The sequence below is a fragment of the Gelidibacter pelagius genome, assembly GCF_017581925.1.
GTDB lineage: Bacteria > Bacteroidota > Bacteroidia > Flavobacteriales > Flavobacteriaceae > Gelidibacter > Gelidibacter pelagius.
This window is the reverse complement of sequence record NZ_JAGEVG010000008.1, coordinates 67,665-86,952: the sequence shown is the minus strand read 5'-3', so window position 1 is coordinate 86,952 and position 19,288 is coordinate 67,665. Positions and strand designations below refer to the sequence as shown.

Annotated in this window: 17 protein-coding genes; 6 read left to right on the top strand and 11 right to left on the bottom strand. The window is 38.2% G+C overall.

The genetic code is table 11. The features are described from left to right. Positions 1-157: 157 nt before the first annotated feature. Complete coding sequence (locus J4051_RS08250) at positions 158-1,003, top strand: DUF2911 domain-containing protein (RefSeq protein WP_208233397.1); 846 nt, start codon at positions 158-160, stop codon at positions 1,001-1,003. A gap of 95 nt (positions 1,004-1,098) precedes the next feature. Here J4051_RS08250 and J4051_RS08245 read toward each other — a convergent pair whose 3' ends face one another. The 10 genes from J4051_RS08245 to J4051_RS08200 all read right to left on the bottom strand — a co-directional run bounded on the left by J4051_RS08245 (position 1,099) and on the right by J4051_RS08200 (position 12,241). Then, entirely contained in the window at positions 1,099-2,079 is a 981-nt protein-coding gene (locus J4051_RS08245; protein ID WP_208233396.1) for a Gfo/Idh/MocA family protein, read from the bottom strand. Next, a complete protein-coding gene (locus J4051_RS08240; protein ID WP_208233395.1) occupies positions 2,066-3,757 on the bottom strand; it encodes a sodium:solute symporter in 1,692 nt (563 codons plus the stop codon). The genes J4051_RS08245 and J4051_RS08240 overlap by 14 nt, the downstream gene beginning before the upstream one ends. A 158-nt stretch (positions 3,758-3,915) precedes the next feature. After that, positions 3,916-6,441 (bottom strand): PIG-L family deacetylase, encoded by a 2,526-nt coding sequence (locus J4051_RS08235; protein WP_208233394.1) that lies wholly within the window; start codon positions 6,439-6,441, stop codon positions 3,916-3,918. 147 nt (positions 6,442-6,588) lie between these two features. After that, the gene (locus J4051_RS08230) at positions 6,589-7,143 is read right to left on the bottom strand and encodes a mechanosensitive ion channel domain-containing protein (protein ID WP_208233393.1); all 555 of its coding nucleotides are present in this window, start codon (positions 7,141-7,143) and stop codon (positions 6,589-6,591) included. Positions 7,144-7,193: 50 nt separating this feature from the next. Next, positions 7,194-8,126 carry a septum formation inhibitor Maf gene (locus J4051_RS08225; RefSeq protein ID WP_208233392.1) on the bottom strand — a complete coding sequence of 311 codons (933 nt, stop codon included), beginning with the start codon at positions 8,124-8,126 and terminating at the stop codon, positions 7,194-7,196. A 29-nt stretch (positions 8,127-8,155) separates the two neighbouring features. Further along, complete coding sequence (locus tag J4051_RS08220; protein ID WP_208233391.1) at positions 8,156-8,749, bottom strand: Maf-like protein; 594 nt, start codon at positions 8,747-8,749, stop codon at positions 8,156-8,158. Between the two features lie 171 nt (positions 8,750-8,920). Further along, positions 8,921-9,913 carry a geranylgeranylglycerol-phosphate geranylgeranyltransferase gene (locus J4051_RS08215; protein ID WP_208233390.1) on the bottom strand — a complete coding sequence of 331 codons (993 nt, stop codon included), beginning with the start codon at positions 9,911-9,913 and terminating at the stop codon, positions 8,921-8,923. Between the two features lie 298 nt (positions 9,914-10,211). Continuing rightward, positions 10,212-10,742: a KdsC family phosphatase gene (locus tag J4051_RS08210; protein ID WP_208233389.1), complete on the bottom strand. Its 531-nt coding sequence runs from the start codon at positions 10,740-10,742 to the stop codon at positions 10,212-10,214. Positions 10,743-10,747: 5 nt separating this feature from the next. Further along, positions 10,748-11,539, bottom strand: coding sequence for a Rossmann-like and DUF2520 domain-containing protein (locus tag J4051_RS08205; RefSeq protein WP_208233388.1), 792 nt, complete (start codon positions 11,537-11,539; stop codon positions 10,748-10,750). Between the two features lie 114 nt (positions 11,540-11,653). Next, positions 11,654-12,241 carry a Crp/Fnr family transcriptional regulator gene (locus tag J4051_RS08200; protein ID WP_208233387.1) on the bottom strand — a complete coding sequence of 196 codons (588 nt, stop codon included), beginning with the start codon at positions 12,239-12,241 and terminating at the stop codon, positions 11,654-11,656. A gap of 73 nt (positions 12,242-12,314) precedes the next feature. On the opposite strand from J4051_RS08200, the gene J4051_RS08195 reads away from it, so the two are divergent. The 4 genes from J4051_RS08195 to mscL all read left to right on the top strand — a co-directional run bounded on the left by J4051_RS08195 (position 12,315) and on the right by mscL (position 17,043). Then, positions 12,315-12,605 carry a hypothetical protein gene (locus J4051_RS08195; protein ID WP_208233386.1) on the top strand — a complete coding sequence of 97 codons (291 nt, stop codon included), beginning with the start codon at positions 12,315-12,317 and terminating at the stop codon, positions 12,603-12,605. Positions 12,606-12,611: 6 nt separating this feature from the next. Further along, positions 12,612-13,013, top strand: a complete 402-nt coding sequence (locus J4051_RS08190; RefSeq protein ID WP_208233385.1) for a group III truncated hemoglobin — start codon at positions 12,612-12,614, stop codon at positions 13,011-13,013. A 308-nt stretch (positions 13,014-13,321) separates the two neighbouring features. After that, complete coding sequence (gene ccsA, locus J4051_RS08185; RefSeq protein ID WP_208233384.1) at positions 13,322-16,516, top strand: cytochrome c biogenesis protein CcsA; 3,195 nt, start codon at positions 13,322-13,324, stop codon at positions 16,514-16,516. Positions 16,517-16,599: 83 nt separating this feature from the next. Next, complete coding sequence (gene mscL / locus J4051_RS08180; RefSeq protein ID WP_208233383.1) at positions 16,600-17,043, top strand: large conductance mechanosensitive channel protein MscL; 444 nt, start codon at positions 16,600-16,602, stop codon at positions 17,041-17,043. Positions 17,044-17,134: 91 nt separating this feature from the next. On the opposite strand, the gene J4051_RS08175 is transcribed toward mscL, so the two are convergent. Then, positions 17,135-17,809, bottom strand: a complete 675-nt coding sequence (locus tag J4051_RS08175) for an HAD family hydrolase (protein ID WP_208233382.1) — start codon at positions 17,807-17,809, stop codon at positions 17,135-17,137. 270 nt (positions 17,810-18,079) lie between these two features. Here J4051_RS08175 and J4051_RS08170 point away from each other — a divergent pair, with 270 nt between their 5' ends. Continuing rightward, the gene (locus tag J4051_RS08170; RefSeq protein ID WP_208233381.1) at positions 18,080-19,255 is read left to right on the top strand and encodes a trans-sulfuration enzyme family protein; all 1,176 of its coding nucleotides are present in this window, start codon (positions 18,080-18,082) and stop codon (positions 19,253-19,255) included. The last annotated feature ends 33 nt before the right edge of the window (positions 19,256-19,288 follow it).

The window sequence follows — 19,288 nt, the reverse complement described above, 5'->3', positions numbered from 1 at the left end:
ACAACGGTTTAAGACTTTTGAGTGCTGTTTTAAATGAATGCATTTCAGTAATTTAGCTTTCGGACAGTTTTTATTTTAAGATTTCGTTAACAATTGAGGGTTTTAAAAAATGTAATTTTGTTTTTTGAATAAAATAATCAACTAAAAATAAATTATTATGAAAAAAATTATGCTATTTATTGGCGTTTTAGGAATGACCTTTACAACAAATGCCCAAATTCAAACACCACAACCAAGTCCGTTTTCTAAAGTGGAGCAAACTGTGGGATTGACTGATGTAACCTTGGAATATTCTCGTCCGAATATGAGAGCACGTACTGTTTTTGGCGATTTGGTACCTTATGGCAAAGTATGGCGTTTGGGTGCGAATGAGAATACTAAAATAAGCTTTAGCACAGATGTTACCGTGGGAGGGAAGTCTTTGAAAGCTGGAACTTATGCGCTTTTTGCGATCCCGAACGAAAATAATTGGGATATCGTATTTTATTCAAGTGCTGAAAATTGGGGAGCACCTCAAGAATTGGACGAATCAAAGATTGCTGCCAAAGTAAAAGCAGAAACGTATCCATTACCAATGAATATCGAAACCTTCACTATGGGCTTTGATGATTTGTCAAGTACAGGAGCCACTCTCGGGATGATGTGGGCCAATGTATATGCTGGTGTGAAATTTGAAGTGCCAACCGATAAAATAGTAGCGGCTTCAATTGATAAAGTGATGAACGGTCCAGGAGCTGGCGATTATTATGCTGCTGCCGTATACTATTATCAAGAAGGAAAAGATATCAACCAAGCCAAAACATGGATGGATAAAGCGATGTCAATGATGCCAAAACCAGCTTTTTACCAATTGAGACAACAGTCGTTGATATATGCAAAAGCAGGGGACAAGAAAGGAGCGATTGAACTTGCCAAAAAATCTTTAAAAGCCTCAGAAGAAGCAGGCAATCCTGATTATATTAAAATGAATAAGGATTCATTGAAAGAATGGGGAGCGAATTAAATAATAACTACATAATATTTATCGTAGCCCCGCAAAATTTTGTGGGGCTACTTTATTTCAAATAGTGGGTTTTAATACCCCGAGGTTCGTGATTTTTAATCGTATTTTAGATTGATTAAATATCTGACATCATCTAAAATAAACATCAAGTCCCTACTAAAATCATGGGTCATTATCGGGCTTTCTGTTTTGTTGTTTCTTAGCAATTCATTAAAATGCTCCGTTTCATAACTATACCCTAATGTGTGGCAATCAAAATCATGTGTGGCTTGTTTGCCATTGTAGGTAATGGTTACCGTAGAAGGTCTATGAAACTGCCCGTTGATTTTGATGATTCCCTTTTCGCAATAAAAAATAGCTTCGGTTGGTGTTTCCTCTAAAAACGAGCTTTTTAAGAATGCCTTGACGCCATTATAATAATTAAAGATGATCTTACAGGATGCGTCAACGCCATTATCAAAAAACCTGGCTTTTGCCTCCACGTCAACGGGTCTGCCCAAGGTAGATAAAGCTGCAAAAATAGGGTAGATGCCAATATCCAGTAAACTGCCGCCTCCAAGCGCTTTATTAAAAACCCGAGAATGCATATCCATCTTTGGCTTAAACCCAAAATCGGCTTCCAGTTTATTGATAGAGCCATACCTTCCGGTGTATAATTCCTTTAAGACAAATTGGTAGTGCGGCAGAAAATACGTCCACAAAGCTTCCATCAACAATACATTGTTGGCGTTTGCCACAGCAATCATTTCTTCGACTTCTTGAAGATTCATGGCCAATGGCTTTTCACATAACACCGCTTTTTTATGATTTAAACATAAAATGGCGTATTCTTTATGGGAGCTATGCGGGGTGGCGATATATACGGCATCAACATTTGGGTCGGCAGCCAAACTTTCATAATCACCATAAGACTTTGTGGCATTGTATTGTTTGGCAAATGAATTGGCTTTTTCCTGATGTCTTGAGGCCACTGCATAAAGTTCGCAATGGGCAACGGCCTGTAGATCGGCAGCAAATTTATTGGCGATTTTACCAAGTCCGATAATTCCCCAACGTATGGTTTTAGGCGTTTTCATTTTGTTGTGAGTTCATAAATTGAATTATAAAAGCGATTGCAATGACTAATGCACATCCGAATAGATTCAACCATAAATACGGCATCCAATCGTACCACCAGCCCGTAATTACTATAACTTGAGTAACTAGAGCGGCCATAAATACGGCATTCCCTTTTATATATTTGAAGAAAAATGCCAGCAGGAAAATCCCTAAAACGTTCCCGTAAAATATGGAGCCGATGATATTGACCAATTGTATTAAATTATCTGCCAAATAGGCTACACTTGCAATCAATATGGCTAAACTTCCCCAACCTAAGGTAAACCATTTTGAGGCTTTTAAATAATGATTCTCGTCTTCATTTTGTACAAAACTACGTTTATAAAGATCCATAGTCGTGGTTGACGCCAATGCGTTGAGCTCACTGGCAGTGCTGGACATGGCAGCGCTTAAAATTACTGCCAACAACAGTCCGATTAAACCTCGAGGCAGATTATTTAAGATGAAGTGTATGAATACGTAGTCTTTATCATTGGTTTCAACTGAGAGTGTCCGTTCTTCATTTGCTTTGACAATCAATTCTTTGGCCGCCTCTCTGTTTGCTCTATCACCTATATTATAGGAAGCAATCTGTTGGGCAATAGCATCAGATTTTGTTTCTGCATAAGCGCTCATCAAATCTTTCTTCTTTGTAAAAATGGCATCTTGCTCGTTTTGCAATGCGATATAGTCCTCAGCGTAGGAAGAATTCATCACTGTTTCGGTTGCAGCAGGATTAAAATTAATCGGAGACGTATTAAATTGATAGAAGACGAAAACCATCACGCCAACCAGCAAGATAAAAAACTGCATCGGTACTTTTAATAAACCATTGAAAATCAATCCCATTTGCATTTCTTTTACCGATTTTCCTGAAAGGTAGCGTTGCACCTGACTTTGATCCGTACCAAAATAGGAGAGGGCCAAAAACGTTCCACCAATAATTCCACTCCAGAAAGTATAGCGATTGTTAAAATCGAATGAAAAATCGAGGATGTCCATTTTCCCGCTGGCACTGGCAATCTCCAAAGCATTAGTGAAGGTGATATTTTCTGGAAGATAGCTCACGATTAAAAAGAAGGCGATAAACATGCCCGTAAAAATAACCGCCATCTGATGCTTTTGCGTAATACTGACTGCTTTTGTACCTCCAGAAACAGTATAAATGATCACCAAAATACCGATGATGACAATGAGAATATTCAAGTTCCAACCCAAAACGGCGGATAGAATAATGGCCGGTGCATAAATGGTGATCCCGGCCGCCAATCCGCGTTGGATCAAAAATAAGATAGCGGTCAGGCTTCTGGTCTTTAGATCGAACCGATTTTCTAAAAATTCATACGCCGTATAGACTTTGAGTCGGTGATATAAGGGAATAAACACCAAACAGATGATGATCATGGCAATGGGCAATCCAAAATAGAATTGGACAAAGCCCATCCCATCATGGAAAGCCTGTCCGGGAGTAGAGAGAAATGTAATCGCACTGGCTTGGGTTGCCATAACACTTAAGCCAATAGTCCACCATTTGGCCTCATTGCCACCTTTTAAATAATCTTCAACATTCTTATTGCTATGTCGCGTTTTCCAAGTACCATAAGCAACGATGGAAACCAGCGTTCCAATAAGGACAATCCAATCTAATGTCTGCATTTTAGAAGGATTTCATGATAAAGTAAAACAATACGATGTAAATGGCGTTGGCAACCAACACCAAGGTGTATGATTTTTTCCAAGGCTCTTTTGGTGGTTGATTCGTTGGTTGGTTCTGCATAATTGTTGTTTTTGTAAAAATCTCAAAGGTTTAAGCTTTAGTCTTTTAATTGAACATCAGCTTTGATTGTTTCTTTCCCTACAGAAAGCATATTGGCAAATAAACGGTAGGCGCCAGCCACACCTTCTGGAAATTCTCTGAAAAAGCTCAATCCGGTATAAATATAATGCCCTTTTCCGTGTTTGGCCACCAATAAGCTGCCTTCTTTTGGTGATTCATTTTTGTCGTGCATGGATAATAAGGGCGTAAATTCTTTTGACCATTTATCTGGAAAATAGAGGCCGCGTTCTTGCACCCAGCCTTCAAAATCTTTTTGGGTAATCTTGTTGGGATAGTTGAGCAGCTCGTGGGTTGTGTTTAGCAATACCACTTTTGAGTGTTCATCGGTCACACGATCTCTTGATAATTCCAATGGATATGGCGCCAATTGCTCTACTACAAGACCACCATTAGTGTTGTACTGGACAATTAAATTACCGCCCTGTTCTACAAAATCGAATAATTGTTGCTGTTTGAATTTTAAGGCATCCACTGTATTGTAGGCTCTAATACCCACCACAATGGCATCAAAACGGTTTAGGGTTTCGGCGTTGATATCTTCGGGCTTGATGATGGCCACATTGTACCCAATTTGTCGCAGACTTTCTGGAACAACATCTCCAGCACCTTCAATATAACCAATGTTTTCACCTTTTTTCTTGATGTCCAATCGGACCACTTTACTTTCACTTGGCAACAATACCATTTGAAATGGAATATGGTCATAGTTGATTTCAACAAGTTTTTTAGTGAAAATATCGTTGCCTATATGCACCATGGGTGTCATTAGGCCTTCGCTTTGGTTTTTTGGAGGAATGACGGTGAAGGTCAAGGTTTGTTCTTCGCCTTTATTGGAGATGGCTATATTCTGTTTTTCAGGATACACCTGCCATCCTTTAGGATGTGCCAATTGAACAAAACCTTCTAAATTTGTACGATTGGCCTTTACCACCACCTGGATATCCTTTTGTTGGTCATCGGCAAAAATAATGACGGGTTCAGCAATGTGGGCCGAAACTTCCGGAACAATTTCAAAAGGCTTATACACTTCACCTTTTACAGGATCGTTGGTTTTATAAACGATTGGTTTTGTGTACGCTAGTGTTTCTCCTTCAATGGAAACATTAAATGTTGCAATGATCTCTTTTGGCGTTTCGGGCAAGCCGATTAAACTTTGATCATCGACTTTGTACATGCCTAAAGTGCCTTTGGATTCCAACCAATATGGAGTGGAATAGGATGTGGTTGAAGGGATGTTTATTTGGGATTCAAATCGGTGGGACTCATTGAATTTTAAATCTGTGTTTTTTTCAATCCTTGTGCCGTCAGATAGGACTATAGACGTTAATGCCATGTTCTGGGCACTGCGGTTTATGGCCTCCAATTTCAATTTTATGTTGCTGTTTGGCGTTGCAAGATTGGACTCCGCCACGGCTTCCACAAACAATCCAGCGCAAGCAGCAATGACATTTTTAAGATCTTCGGACTTGATGGTTTTCCAATGAGAATTTTCGAGTTTTTGAACCAATCTATAGGCCTCAATCAATTTTGGAATGGAGGCTGACGGATTTTTAAAATTGTAATGGTACTGAACTTCTTTCAACAACACTCCAATGGGTTTACCACCTTTGACACGGTTCCAACTGGTATCAATGCCTTCAAAAATATTATTTTTGTCTTTTGGAGCCTCGCCTTTAACGAGTTCTAAATATTCAAAATCACTTCCTCGGGTTCCTGTGTTCCCAAAACCCTGCGATTTATGTGCACTTCTGCTCAAAGCCGCAATTTCAGGATTTGACAAGCCTAAAGCGGGATAAAAATCGCCAACTTCCACAGCATACTGATTGGTTTTATCAGCAGCATCAAATTTTTCTTTACTGCCATAAAACCACCAGGACGTATTGAAAAATTCGCGCTTTGCTTGCCAAACGTCAACGGATTTCAATTGATTTGGGAATTTTGATTTATCGGCAGCACTATCAAAAGCTTCCATGCTCAAGAGCGCTGAACTTGTGTGATGGCCATGGGTTGTACCTGGACTTCTATGATCAAATCGATTAATTATAATGTCTGGTTGGAACTTGCGAATGGCCCAAACCACATCGCTAAGCACCTCATTTTCATTCCATATAGCCAAGGTTTCATCTGGATGTTTGGAGTAGCCAAAATCATCGGCTCTTGTGAAAAGTTGCTCACCGCCATCAATTTGGCGTGCGACCAGTAATTCTTGGGTTCTGATCACGCCCAATAGCTCTTTAAGCTCTGGCCCAATAAGGTTTTGTCCGCCATCTCCACGCGTTAGGGAGAGATACGCAGTTCTTGCCTTTACGCCATTGGCCATGTGGGAGATAAGTCGTGTGTTCTCATCATCTGGATGCGCCGCAACATAAAGCACTGAACCTAAAAAATTTAGTTTCTCTATGGCTTGGTGAATTTCTGAACTTGTAGGCTTTTTTGGATGTTGTGCTTGGGCGGGAAAGCAATAAAATAAAATAATAAATAGGAAAAAATAGGGTCTGAACATTTTTTGGACTTTAGCTAATTCCTCAAATATAAAAAAGAAGCATCGTAATTTCCGATTTTAGTTTTTATTTAACTCAAAATCTGAAAGATTGGATTTTCTTTGAAAGGGCGTAAAGAAAATGAAATAAGATTGAACGGAGAATGAATCCTATTTTTCGGCTTTTATTAAATCGGTACTGTCATCAATGACATCGTAAATGGCGTCCTTTTTGATTAATGTGACTGGTTTTTGGAGCATCAGGTTGTTAGGGTAGGTGATCAAATCGCCATTTTCAATTCGCAAATGCAATTGAAAAGCTCTAATGTCTTCGATTATCCCTTCCAAAGGGAAATCGTGGTCGTGAATTTTTATTTTATCACCTACTTTATAAGGAAACGAGAGGAACATAATAATTCCCGAAGTGATATTACTTAAAATAGACCAAATTGCGAAAAGACCAATCCCTATAACTGCAAATACAGAAGAAAAAAGTACGACCAAATCGTTGGCCTGAGTTCCAAAAATAAATGGAATGATTAAAAAAGCAAGCATGAGCAATGCCACACTCACGTAACGTTGCATTAATTGAGTACGTGCTACATTAATTCCGTTTCTTCTTGATATTTTACCAATAAGTGCGTTGATGAAGTATCGGGTAACCAATAAAAAAATAAGAACAATGCCAGTATAAATGAACTCTTGTTGATAATTTTGAAAAAACATAATTTTTTGGTGTAGAATTATTTGCAAAGATACACAGAAAACGTAGAAGTCTAATTTAAACCAAGGCTTTCTCTAAGTGAAAAATCGTCATTTGTGGTCTTGTTCCAATAGTCGGATTTTATGGTGTTTATTTTAGTCGCTTTGGTGGTCAATGGCTTGGCACTTTCACCATAACCACTGATAAACGTTTCTTCCCAAGAGGTAATGTCAAAGGGAAATTGCGGATTGAAATTGATGCTGAGACTTCGGTTTAAATCTGGATAAGTGATGGTGTAGGTGCCGGAAAGCAATTCTGCGGAAGCGGCATAGGCTTTAAAAGGGATATGTCTTAGGCGTAAAAACTCAAAAGAAGGAATGATTTCCAAATCGCCAGTTGGTAAACTTTCCGGATTGATGCGCAACTGTGTCCATAATTCGTTTTCTAAGATGGCTTTGCCCAAACCAAAACTCTCGTCAGCTTCACCTTCAAAATAAGAGTGGGAAACCACTTCAAACTCCGATCGGTTATTGAGTTGCGTATAGACATGACCACACCATTCTTGCACAGAGCTTGATATCTTTAAGGCATGCTGATTGTTTGCCAGGGGATAAAAGATACTTTGCATAATGCTATACGGGTAGATGCCCGTATTGAAGTTTTTTGTGGCATTTAGTTTTAGTACAGGAATGTTCGTGGAAGAGGCTTCATCTGCTTTAACTTGTTCTTCTCTTAAAAATGGTTCGGTGACAAACACCAATACGGCATTACCTTCTCGAATTTCGCCATAGCGACCTTGCTCCAAAGTGTAAGAGGTGATTTCGGCCTCATTGTTAAACCAATAAGTTTTGAACTTGTCCGATAACGGTTGAGCGTCTTTTAGGGTTTCTTCCGTAGTAGACGATATAATTTCTTGTGGCTTTTGAGTTTCTTTTGTCTCGTCCTTACATGAAAACGTTATGAGAAGAAGGATAGAAGTAAAAAATAATGGGAGTGATACTTTCATTGAAAATCGTTTTGACTAAAAATACAATGCTAAATGCTTTTAACCATGTCATTTAACGTTTCATAAACAAGATGGGTTGGCAAGCCCATCACATTAAAATAGGAACCTTCAATTTTGGTCACCCCAATTTGACCAATCCATTCTTGAATACCATAGGCACCCGCCTTGTCGAAGGGTTTGCACGTGTTGATATAATAGTTGATTTCTTCATCAGAGAAGCGTTTGAAGGTCACTTTTGTAACCGCATTCACCGTTTTTTCGAAGGAGAGAGAGGTAAAGCAAACTGAGGTAATGACCTCATGTGTGGCATTGCTCAATGATTTTAAAATTTCAAAAGCTTCTGCAGCGTCTTTTGGTTTACCCAAAGCTTTATTGTTGAGCCAAACAATGGTGTCACTGGTAATGAGGATATCATTAGGCTTTAGATCTTTCTTAAAGGTTAAAGCTTTAAGTTGTGCCAGATAATCACTGATTTCAAAATGTTTCAATCGCTGTGGATATTCTTCATGGACAGGTTTTAAGCGAATTTCAAATTGTAACCCCAGATCTTTGAAAAACTGTTGTCGCCTTGGGGATGCCGAGGCTAAGATGATGTTGTACTGTTTTAGTTTTTCGTTGAGCATTTTTTTTAGTCTTCAATGAGCAGTAGGCAGTCTTCCCGCCTCCAATTAGTTACGGACAGGCAGGCAGTTGGCAGGTTGTCAATGCCCCAATGGGGTTGATCAGCTATTCTTCGTGCTTCTATCTTCCAGCTTCTATCTTAAAATCCTCTGCGAGAAAACACTTAAGAGTTTCTACTTCAGAACAATCGGATAAAGTAGTAAGGACAACATCCCAAATAACATGACCAATTTAAGCATATTACTAATATGATGGTAGTGTTTTTTCGTTTTTGCATTGAAAGATTTTATGGCAATATAAATTAATGGTACGATAATCATCACCAAAAAATAGCCGATAAACAATTCATATTTTAAAAGATAAGAGGCAACATAATATATGGAGCCCAATAGCGGTAATAGGGAAGCAAAAAACGCTATTTTTGAAGCTCTATCACGACCGATAACTATTGGCAGGGTGTTCATGCCAGATTTATAATCGCCATCGACATCCTCAAGGTCCTTGATAATTTCGCGCACAAGGTTAATCAGGAAAGCAAATAGGGCATAGTCAAAAAGAATCTTAAAAAAAGTCAATTGTGTGGCTTGATTTTGATCAGTAATAACTGGCATCAACTCGAAGACACCAACGATAAGAATACTCAATCCTACCAACGCCGAGATCAGAATGTTTCCTAATAAAAGCATCTGTTTGAGATAGGATGCATAGACATAAAGCAGTGCGGAGATGATGACGAAAATGGCAAAAAAACCACTTCTTCCTACCAAATGTGATAGGTAAAATCCGATCAGAACGCCAATCACATTGAGTGCAATGAATAGGGTATAGGCCGTTTTCTCAGAAATCTTTTTACCGATAATCACTTTTGTTGGTCTGTTGACCAAATCCGTTTCAACATCGTAAATATCATTGATGATATTTCCTGCTGCGGCAATACAAAGTGTGGATAGCACTAAAAGTCCAAATCCAAAACCATTGAGTGTAATAGTCAGTTCTGTGGTTTCTAAGAATGGTTGAAATAGGGCATATTTAATGAGCAATTGCACAAAAGCAATCATCAATAAATTTTTCCAGCGGATTAAATTTAGAATGTTCAATTGGTTGGTGGTGTTAGGTTTAAAGTTATGAGTTATGTTCAGAGTTATGAGTTCGAAATCCAAATTCATTCACCTCATTTTTTAAGTTTTTTCCTGCAGATATTCGCAGACTTGACGGATTTGATTATCAAATAATCAGTGTATTAAGTTAAAAGCGGATTCTAAATTATAGTCTTCAATCAAAAATCGATAATCTCCAATCCCCAGGGAGTTTCCCTTAGATTCGCGTAAATTACTTAGTCGTAATGATTCGAGATTTTATTAGTCATACTAATCCCTCATGCCTGGTATCATCCGTTCATCAGTCACCCGTCCTCGGTCTTCCAACTTCAAGCTCCGTGCTTCAAGCTTCATGCTTCAAGCTCCCTCAGTCATACTTCGCATCAAAATTCCCATTCCATTTTCCCTGGACTTTTAATACCTGCTCAATCACATCTCTCACGCAACCTCGGCCGCCATTTTTATGGGAGATATATTTGGAGATGGCCTTGATTTCTGGGACTGCATCTTGAGGACAGGTGGGCATTCCAACGAGTTTCATCACCGGATAATCAGGAATGTCATCACCCATGTATAGCACCTGTTCATGTTTGATATTATTTTTGTCCATATACTCGTTCAATTGGTCAATTTTATTGTGGGCACCCAAATAGATATCGGTAACTCCAAGTGCGTTTAAGCGCTGACGGACCCCTTCATTACTACCTCCAGAAATGATGCACAGGTGATAACCAGCATCTATAGCGGTTTTCATGGCAAATCCATCTTTGGTATGCATGGTTCGTAGCATGTCGCCATTGGTAGTCAATAAAATTGTGCCATCGGTCAGGACACCGTCTACATCAAGAACAAACGTGGTGATGTGTTCTAGGTATTCTTTATAACTTTTTTCTTCCATTTACATTATTTTTTTTTCGACTGGGCCGTTGCACCTGTCGAAACACCATGTGTTTGCTGGATATTTGCTGTCAGCAGTTCATAAATAGCTTTATGCTGCTCCTTTTTCAACAATTCTATATGTTTTTTTATGGTTTTTTTATCGTTGCGTTTTGCTGGGCCAGTTTGCGCCATATAAGGGGAAAGGTTTTGGACTTTCTTTGCGGTTTCTAAAATCAGCGGTTTTAAAATATCAAATTCCACGCCTTCTCCTTCAGTGATTTCATGAGCCACACGATACAGTTGATTCGTGAAATTATTGACAAACACAGCTGCTAGATGCAAGGCTTTACGTTGCTCGGTATTGACCTTATGGCTTTTGCTGCCAATCGCTTTTGCCAGTGCCTTTAAAGTTTTAAGATCAGCTTTGTCGATGGCCTCAATACAAATGGGCACATCCGCAAAATTTAACGCAGCACTTTTACTAAATGTTTGTAAGGGATAAAATACCCCACGTCGGTTTTTCTTGTCAAGATCGTGAATGTTGACCGTGCCAGAAGTGTGGACCACCAATCTGTTTTCAAAGAGTAATTGCTTTGATAGATTGGCAATTGCATCATCACTGACAGCAATGATATAAACGTCTGCATCTTTTAATTGCGATACATCGTCAATAATCTCAACTTTATTTTTGTAAGATCGTAATCTGCTGATACTTCTGTTAAACCATTGGTTTACAAAAATAGCATCTGCGTTGTCAAAAGCGTTGAATAAATGTGTTGCGACATTGCCTGCCCCAAGAATAACCACTGAAATCATGCTGCTAAATTAATGAAGAAATAGGAATTAAGAATTAAGAAACAGGAATTTTTGGATATCTCCCTGTATTAGCTTTGCGATTGGTTCTAATGCATTGAAATTTTTGGGCATTATTTATATAAATACCTTTCGGTCAATAATTGATAAAGCTTTTGATTTTTCGAGTTTTTTAATGGCTCGGATAACCGTTTCCACTCGTAATCCGGTTAATTCTGAAATTTGTTGTCGTGTTAAAGGCACTTCAAAAGTTCGATCCCTTTCTGTACTTCCTTTAAGATGGTGCAACAAGGTTAAAATACGATGTTCTGGCGGATAAATAGATACCTCTCTTGCTATTTTCGCCTTGTAGACCATACGTTTACAAATTAATTTTGTGAATTTTAAATGAATGTCCGGATGTGTTTTCAATAGTTTAAGAAACGAAGCCTTCGGAAGCACATAAATTTCAGATATCTCAAGGGTTAGTGCTGTTGCCGGATATTTGAAAGCTCCAAACAGAGGTGGTTCTCCAAAGGAGTTGTCGTTCTCAAAATAGCCTTGGACAAATTCCTTTCCTTCTTCGGTCATGTTGAACATTTTGACATGTCCTGTTTTAATCTGAAAATAGAAATCGGCCCGTTCACCTTCATTGAAAATGGTTCGATCTTTGGAATAGTTTTTTAAACTGCCTCCAAAAGCGTAAATAATATCTTCAGGAATCATAATCTTATGATTTGAATCATAAATGTACGAAGAAACGTTTAGGAACTTTGTGAGAACACTAAAAATAAACAATATGACACTTTATGACAAAGGACTCGAAGATTTTAAAGAGCATTTGACCTTATATGTTCCGTTGACCATCATTTTTCAAAGTTGCTTAGGTTCTATTGCAGCGATGTTTATCATTATGAACAGTACCCATACCTTTCGTTTTTTAGATTTGATATTAGTTGTTAGCTTTGCAATGGCTTATAATGGATCTTTGTATGCGCAGATGAAGCCAAAAATCATCTATAATTTGTTGATCGCAACAATTTTAGTGCATTCTACGTTCCTCATCATTAATCTGATACGCTTGGCATAGCTTATAATGGAAAAAAAAGATATTGAGACTCGGGACGATGTATTTCTACTCGTGTCAGAATTTTATAGAAAAGTTAGAAAAGATGAAGTTTTAGGACCCTTTTTTAATCGTGTCATAACCGATTGGGATGCTCATATTGAGCGTTTGACCACATTTTGGGAAACCAGTTTGTTTATGACCAGAAAGTTGGAAAATCGTTATCATGGAAACCCTTTACAGGTACATATAGAGGTTGATCAAGAAAATGACAACACCATTACAGAACTGCATTTTGGCCTTTGGATGAATCTGTGGTTCGCAACTCTTGATGAGCTTTTTGAAGGCGAATATGCGCAAAATGCCAAAAATCGTGCGCGTAAAATGGGATCTTTCATGTATTTGAATATTTTTCAGGCGAGGCAGGGATAGGTGTCCAGAGTTTAAATTCCAAATTCCAAAGTTTAGAGTTCAAGATTCAAAATTGATGCCTTTCTGTGAGTGACCTGCATTCTTTTATTTCAGCAAGTGTTAAATGTGTTGTGCCTATTTTTAATGTAAGTCCTTGTCTTCTGGAGTAATTATTTGCAAGGCTACACCTTCTTTTTCCAAAACGTTTCTTCGAAACTTTAGCGCATCTTAATTATCTGAAATTTAACATTCATTATGCCTTCAAACATCAACAAAAAAGGCTAAATTTGCACTGCTTAAATGAACACGCAAAAATTAGTTTTTCTATCATGCAAAAAAGACTCGCTAATATTCTTTTCTCCACCCGTTTAACTGCCATTTTATTTGTTGTATTTGCCTTAGCTATGGCAATTGGGACATTTTTAGATGCCAATCAAGAAACTTCGCCTACACCTTACACACGACATTTGATTTACAATGCGTGGTGGTTTGAAGCCATCATGGGGTTTTTTATGATCAATTTTTTTGGTAATATGTTTCGTTATCGCTTGTTGAGAAAGGAAAAATGGGCCACCTTGATGCTACATTTATCTTTTGTTTTAATCATTTTCGGGGCATTTATTACGAGATATATCGGCTATGAAGGGATGATGCATATACGGGAAGGTGCATCTGAAAAACAGTTTTTATCACAAAAAACCTATGTTACGGCTTATATAGACGGTGATTACATGGTAAACGGCGTGGCGCAGCGGAAGATCATTGAGCGTGAGGTTGATTTTTCATACCGTTTGAACAATAAATTCCATGTGGAAACTGATTATGATGATATTCCGATCACTTTTGAGTTGGAGAAATATATCAAAAGTGCGGAAGTAGATATAATTCCGGACGAATCGGGTGAGTCGTATCTTAAATTAGTAGAAGCTGGAGATGGGCAGCCTCACAATCATTTCTTGAAAGTTGGAGAGGTTTCCAATCTCCATAACGTTTTGGTGGCTTTAGACAAACCAACACCCGGTGCCATCAATATAACCTCCACACCTGATGGCCTGACCATTGAGTCCCCTTATGAAGGGACTTATATGACCATGGCAACCATGGAAACGGGAACCGTGGTAAAAGACAGTATGCAGCCCTTGGTTTTACGGTCGCGATATCTTATTGGAAATATGTCAATGGTATTTCCAAAACCAGTTGAAAAAGGTGTTTTTGATGTGGTTAAAAAGTCAGAAATGTTAGCGGGAGATGAAGATGGCGTCGTGTTGAAGGTGACGGTTGACGGTGAAACGCAACGTGTGAACTTATTGGGCGGTCCGTTTAAAAACAACCCTTTCGAACAACTGAAATTCGGGAATTTGGAAATTGCGTTAAAATACGGGTCCAAATTGATGGAGCTGCCTTTTGAGGTGAAACTCAACGAATTTATTGCTAAGAAATATCCGGGTACTGAAAAAAGTTATTCGTCTTATGAGAGTAAGGTAACGGTTTTGGATGAAGAACAAGGTGATTATGATTATCATATCTATATGAATAATATTCTGGATCACAGAGGCTATCGCTTCTTCCAAGCAAGTTTTGATTCTGATGAAAAAGGAACAATTCTTTCTGTGAATCACGATTTTTGGGGTACATGGGTGACTTATATAGGATATATCCTATTGTATATCGGACTTATGGCGATTTGGTTTGATAAAAACACACGATTTGCAGATTTGAACCGTATGCTCGAAAAGGTTAAAAAACAAAAACGAAAACTAGCTACCATTTTACTTATAGGCTGTTCTACCTTAGGTTTCTCACAATCACATTCTCCAGATGATGGGCACAGCCATAATGACAGACCAACAAAAGCTCAGATAGATTCTGTGCTTAGGGCCAATATCACTCCAAAAGAAGAAGCAGATAAGTTTGGACACATGGTTGTTCAGGATTATAGCGGACGTATGATGCCGATGGACACTTATGCATCTGAAGTGCTGCGTAAACTTAGCAAACAGGATACTTATGAAGGGTTTGATGCCAATCAGGTGATGTTGTCCATTCAGGAAAGTCCATTATTGTGGTATAATGTACCAGTCATTTATTTGGCTGCAAAAAAAGCAGATACCATCAGAAAAATTATTGGAACTCCAATGGATCAAAAATATGTGGCGTTTATCGATTTCTTTACAGAAGACGGTACCTACAAATTACAACCCTATCTCGAAAGCGCCTACCGAGCGGCAATACCTAATGGGTCTCAAAAGGAATTCAAAGAAGCGGATCAACGCGTTAATTTGATGCACAATGCGTTGGAAGGTCGTGCCATGAAAATCTTTCCTGTTCCAGAGGACGACAATAACAAATGGATATCTTCAAAGGAATTTAGAGATGGCGGGTATCGCGAAAAAATGAGCGATTCACTGTTAGCAAATTTCATAAATAACGGTTTTAGTGCCTATTTATTGACGCTTAACCAGGCAAAGCAAGATGGTGACTTTTCTAAATCTGATGCGGTGTTGAATGGGATTAAAAAAACACAGGAGAAATATGGTAGTGAAGTCATGTTGTCTGATGAAAAGATAAAAACAGAAATCGCCTATAATAAATATGATATTTTTAAAAATCTGTTTAGTTGGTACATGTACGTGGGAACGCTCATGTTCGTTCTTTTAATTGTACAGATTTTTAACGGCAAGAATAAGTTCGTCAATGTTAGTATTAAGGTCTTCGGTTTTTTACTTTTAGGATTATTTATACTTCACACCGCAGGATTGGGTGTGCGCTGGTACCTTTCGGGGCATGCGCCATGGAGTGATGCCTACGAATCGATGATTTACGTGGCTTGGGCAACCATGTTCTTCGGATTGGCTTTCGGACGAAAAAGTGATTTGACCATTGCGGCAACGGCCTTTGTGACGGCCATTATATTGATGGTTGCACATTGGAACTGGATGGATCCTGCCATTTCAACCTTGGAGCCTGTATTGGACAGTTACTGGCTGATGATTCACGTTGCGGTAATTGTGATGAGTTATGGACCTTTTACTCTTGGGATGATCTTGGGAGCAGTCTCTTTGATCTTGATGATCTTTACCAACGAAAAGAATAAACAAAAAATGTTGCTCAACATTAAGGAACTCACTATCATCAACGAATTGGCGCTGACCACAGGTTTGGTGCTGTTGACCATCGGAAACTTTTTAGGTGGGATGTGGGCCAATGAAAGTTGGGGCCGTTATTGGGGCTGGGATCCTAAAGAAACGTGGGCTTTGATCAGTATTATGGTGTATGCTTTTGTCATCCACATGAGATTGGTTCCAGGACTTCGCGGACGTTTTGGATTTAACTTGGCTTCGATTATTGCTTTTGCAAGTATTATGATGACTTATTTTGGAGTGAACTTCTACCTTTCAGGACTTCACGCCTATGCCAGTGGTGATCAAATTGTCAGCTTGAAGTTTATTGCAATTACCGTAGGTGTTGTAGCTCTTTTGGCCTTTTTTGCTTACCGAAAATATGCCGTTTATTATAAGAAATAGGAACTAATACAATTCAGATATTATATCAGCCATAAACACTTTGTTTGTGGCTGTTGCAATTTAAATTAAAACTATAAAAAGAGATGGGGTTTTTTAAACAATTTAAAGAATTTGCCGTAAAAGGGAATATGATGGATATGGCCATCGGAATCATTATTGGTGCGTCGTTCAATAAGGTTATTGATGTCTTGGTGAAAAAAGTATTAATGCCTCCTTTATCTTTAATGACCGATGGCTTAAATTTTCAGGACAGGCGTTTCGTTTTAAGAGAAAAATTAATGGATCCTGCTGGGGAGTTGATCTCTGATGAAGTAGCGATTGGTTATGGCGCCCTTTTTGAAGCCTTTATGGATTTTTTAATCATTGGATTTACCGTTTTTCTGGTGGTCAAATTCATGAATAGTCTAAAAAACAAGGCTCATGATGTCAAAGATAAAACGATCAAAACACCGAAAGACATTGAGTTACTTTCGCAATTGACGGAGTTGATCCAGGAACAAAATGACTTGCTGAAAAAGCAGAAGTGATGACCTAAGTGTTTTTCTTATAGGAAAAAAAGGTGGTCAGTCTGAAACCTTAACTATAGGTTTTATAGCTCTGGATCTGTTTACGACGGTATTATTTTTCAGAAAGAACAGAACTGAAATGCTTAGAAATATTCTTATAAGAAATATCCTTAAAATCGTTCACGACCAAATCGGCAAGTGAAAAATCTTGATTAGAATCCAAACTATCATACCCCACGCAAAAGATACCAGCATCTTTCGCTGCTTTGATACCGTTTGTCGAATCTTCGATCACCATGCATTGGTCACGGTCAAATCCGGCAGCTTTTGCAGCATTTTCGAAGATTTCTGGATGTGGCTTAGACGCTTTTAAATCGGCGCCACTTAATTTGGCCACGAAATAAGGGTTCAAATTGAATCGTTCAAAAATATTATTTATATTTTCCATTGTTGCAGAAGACGCAAGAACCAAGGTCAATCCATTGTTGTAATAATCTTTGATCAGGTCTAAAACGCCAGGTAAAAGATCTAATTCGTTATCGTTTTCAAACAAATATTTGAAGTGATGGCGTTTGATTTCCTGTAAGGTCTCAGTGCCTAATGGTAATTTAAAATGTTTGATCAACATGTCGCAAATTGCCCTTGTGGACTGTCCTGTAAAAGTAGCATAGAGATCATTTGGCACCTCAATATTGACATCGTCAAACATGAGGGAATAGGATTTTTGATGTAATGGTTCAGTGTTAACAATAACACCGTCCATATCAAATAATACGGCTTTAAGCATTTGGAGAGTAATTTATTAATAGCGTCACGAATATAAGTTAAATGACTTACAATGCCTAAAATACAGATTTTAAGTTTGGATATTTTTTGTGATAATTACTTTTATATGTACTTATAAAGAGTTAATGGGAGCTTTTTTAAAAAATCACATGAACTGATCTTCATAGTATATATTGCGAAAACCAAATTCTAACTCCTAAAAGCACTTTGATATTTCTTCGATGTATAACCAAATATTCGTAATTTTAAACCATATTATAAATCAGAACTCATGTCAAAATCAAAATACGGATTAAATACCATTTGCACGCATGTTGGAGAAATCAAAGACGAACAGTTTAAAGGGGCTGTTTCGCCTATTTATATGTCCACGTCCTATCAATTTGACGAGGTCGATGTCAAACGTTATCCACGGTATTTCAACACGCCCAACCAGGAGTTTTTATCCAAAAAGATTGCCGCATTGGAGCACGCCGAATCAGGAATGATTTTTGGAAGTGGCATGGCTGCCATAAGCACTGTGTTTTTGGCGTTTTTAAAACAAGGCGATCATGTTGTCGTCCAAAATACCTTGTATGGTGGTACCAGTAATTTTATTCGGGAAGAATTTCCAAAATACGGCATCGAATTTACCTTTACGGATGGGTACGAAGTTTCTGATTTTGAAGCGGCCATCCAACCGAACACAAAACTCATCCATATTGAAACGCCATCCAATCCTTTATTGACCATAACAGATATAAAAGGTGTAGCCGATTTGGCGAAATCCAAAAATATCGTAACGACTATTGATAATACCTTTGCAAGTCCTGTCAATCAAACGCCAATCGATTTTGGGATTGACATTGTCATACATTCAGCCACAAAATATTTGGGAGGGCATTCTGATATTTTGGCAGGTGCAGTTGCTTGTAATAGCGTGCATATGAATACGATTTTTAATGTTGCCAAGAACTTAGGGGGCAGTTTGAGTGATATGACCGTTTGGATGTTGGAACGCAGTATGAAAACCTTGGCATTACGTGTCAAGGCCCAAAATAAAAATGCTAAAAAACTGGCACAATTTCTATCTAACCATAACGATGTCAAACAAGTTTATTATCCGGGACTTAAAAGTCATCCACAATATAATTTGGCAAAATCACAAATGAAAGGTTTTGGAGGCATGCTCTCTTTTGAGTTGGTTGACGGCTTGGATGCCATGGCATTTCAAAAGGCATTGAAGTTGATCAAATCGTCCATGAGTTTGGCAGGAGTGGAAAGCACAATGTTATCACCTCATAAAACGTCGCATGCTTTAATGACACAAGAAGAACGTGATAAAATTGGAGTGAGCGATAATTTGATCAGATTTTCAGTTGGAATAGAATCTAAAAAAGATTTGATTGCTGATATTGAGCAAGCCATTGAAGCCGTAAAAAGTTCAAAACTTCAAGTTCAGAATTAAAAGCTTCAGAAATAGAATAACACTATATATACC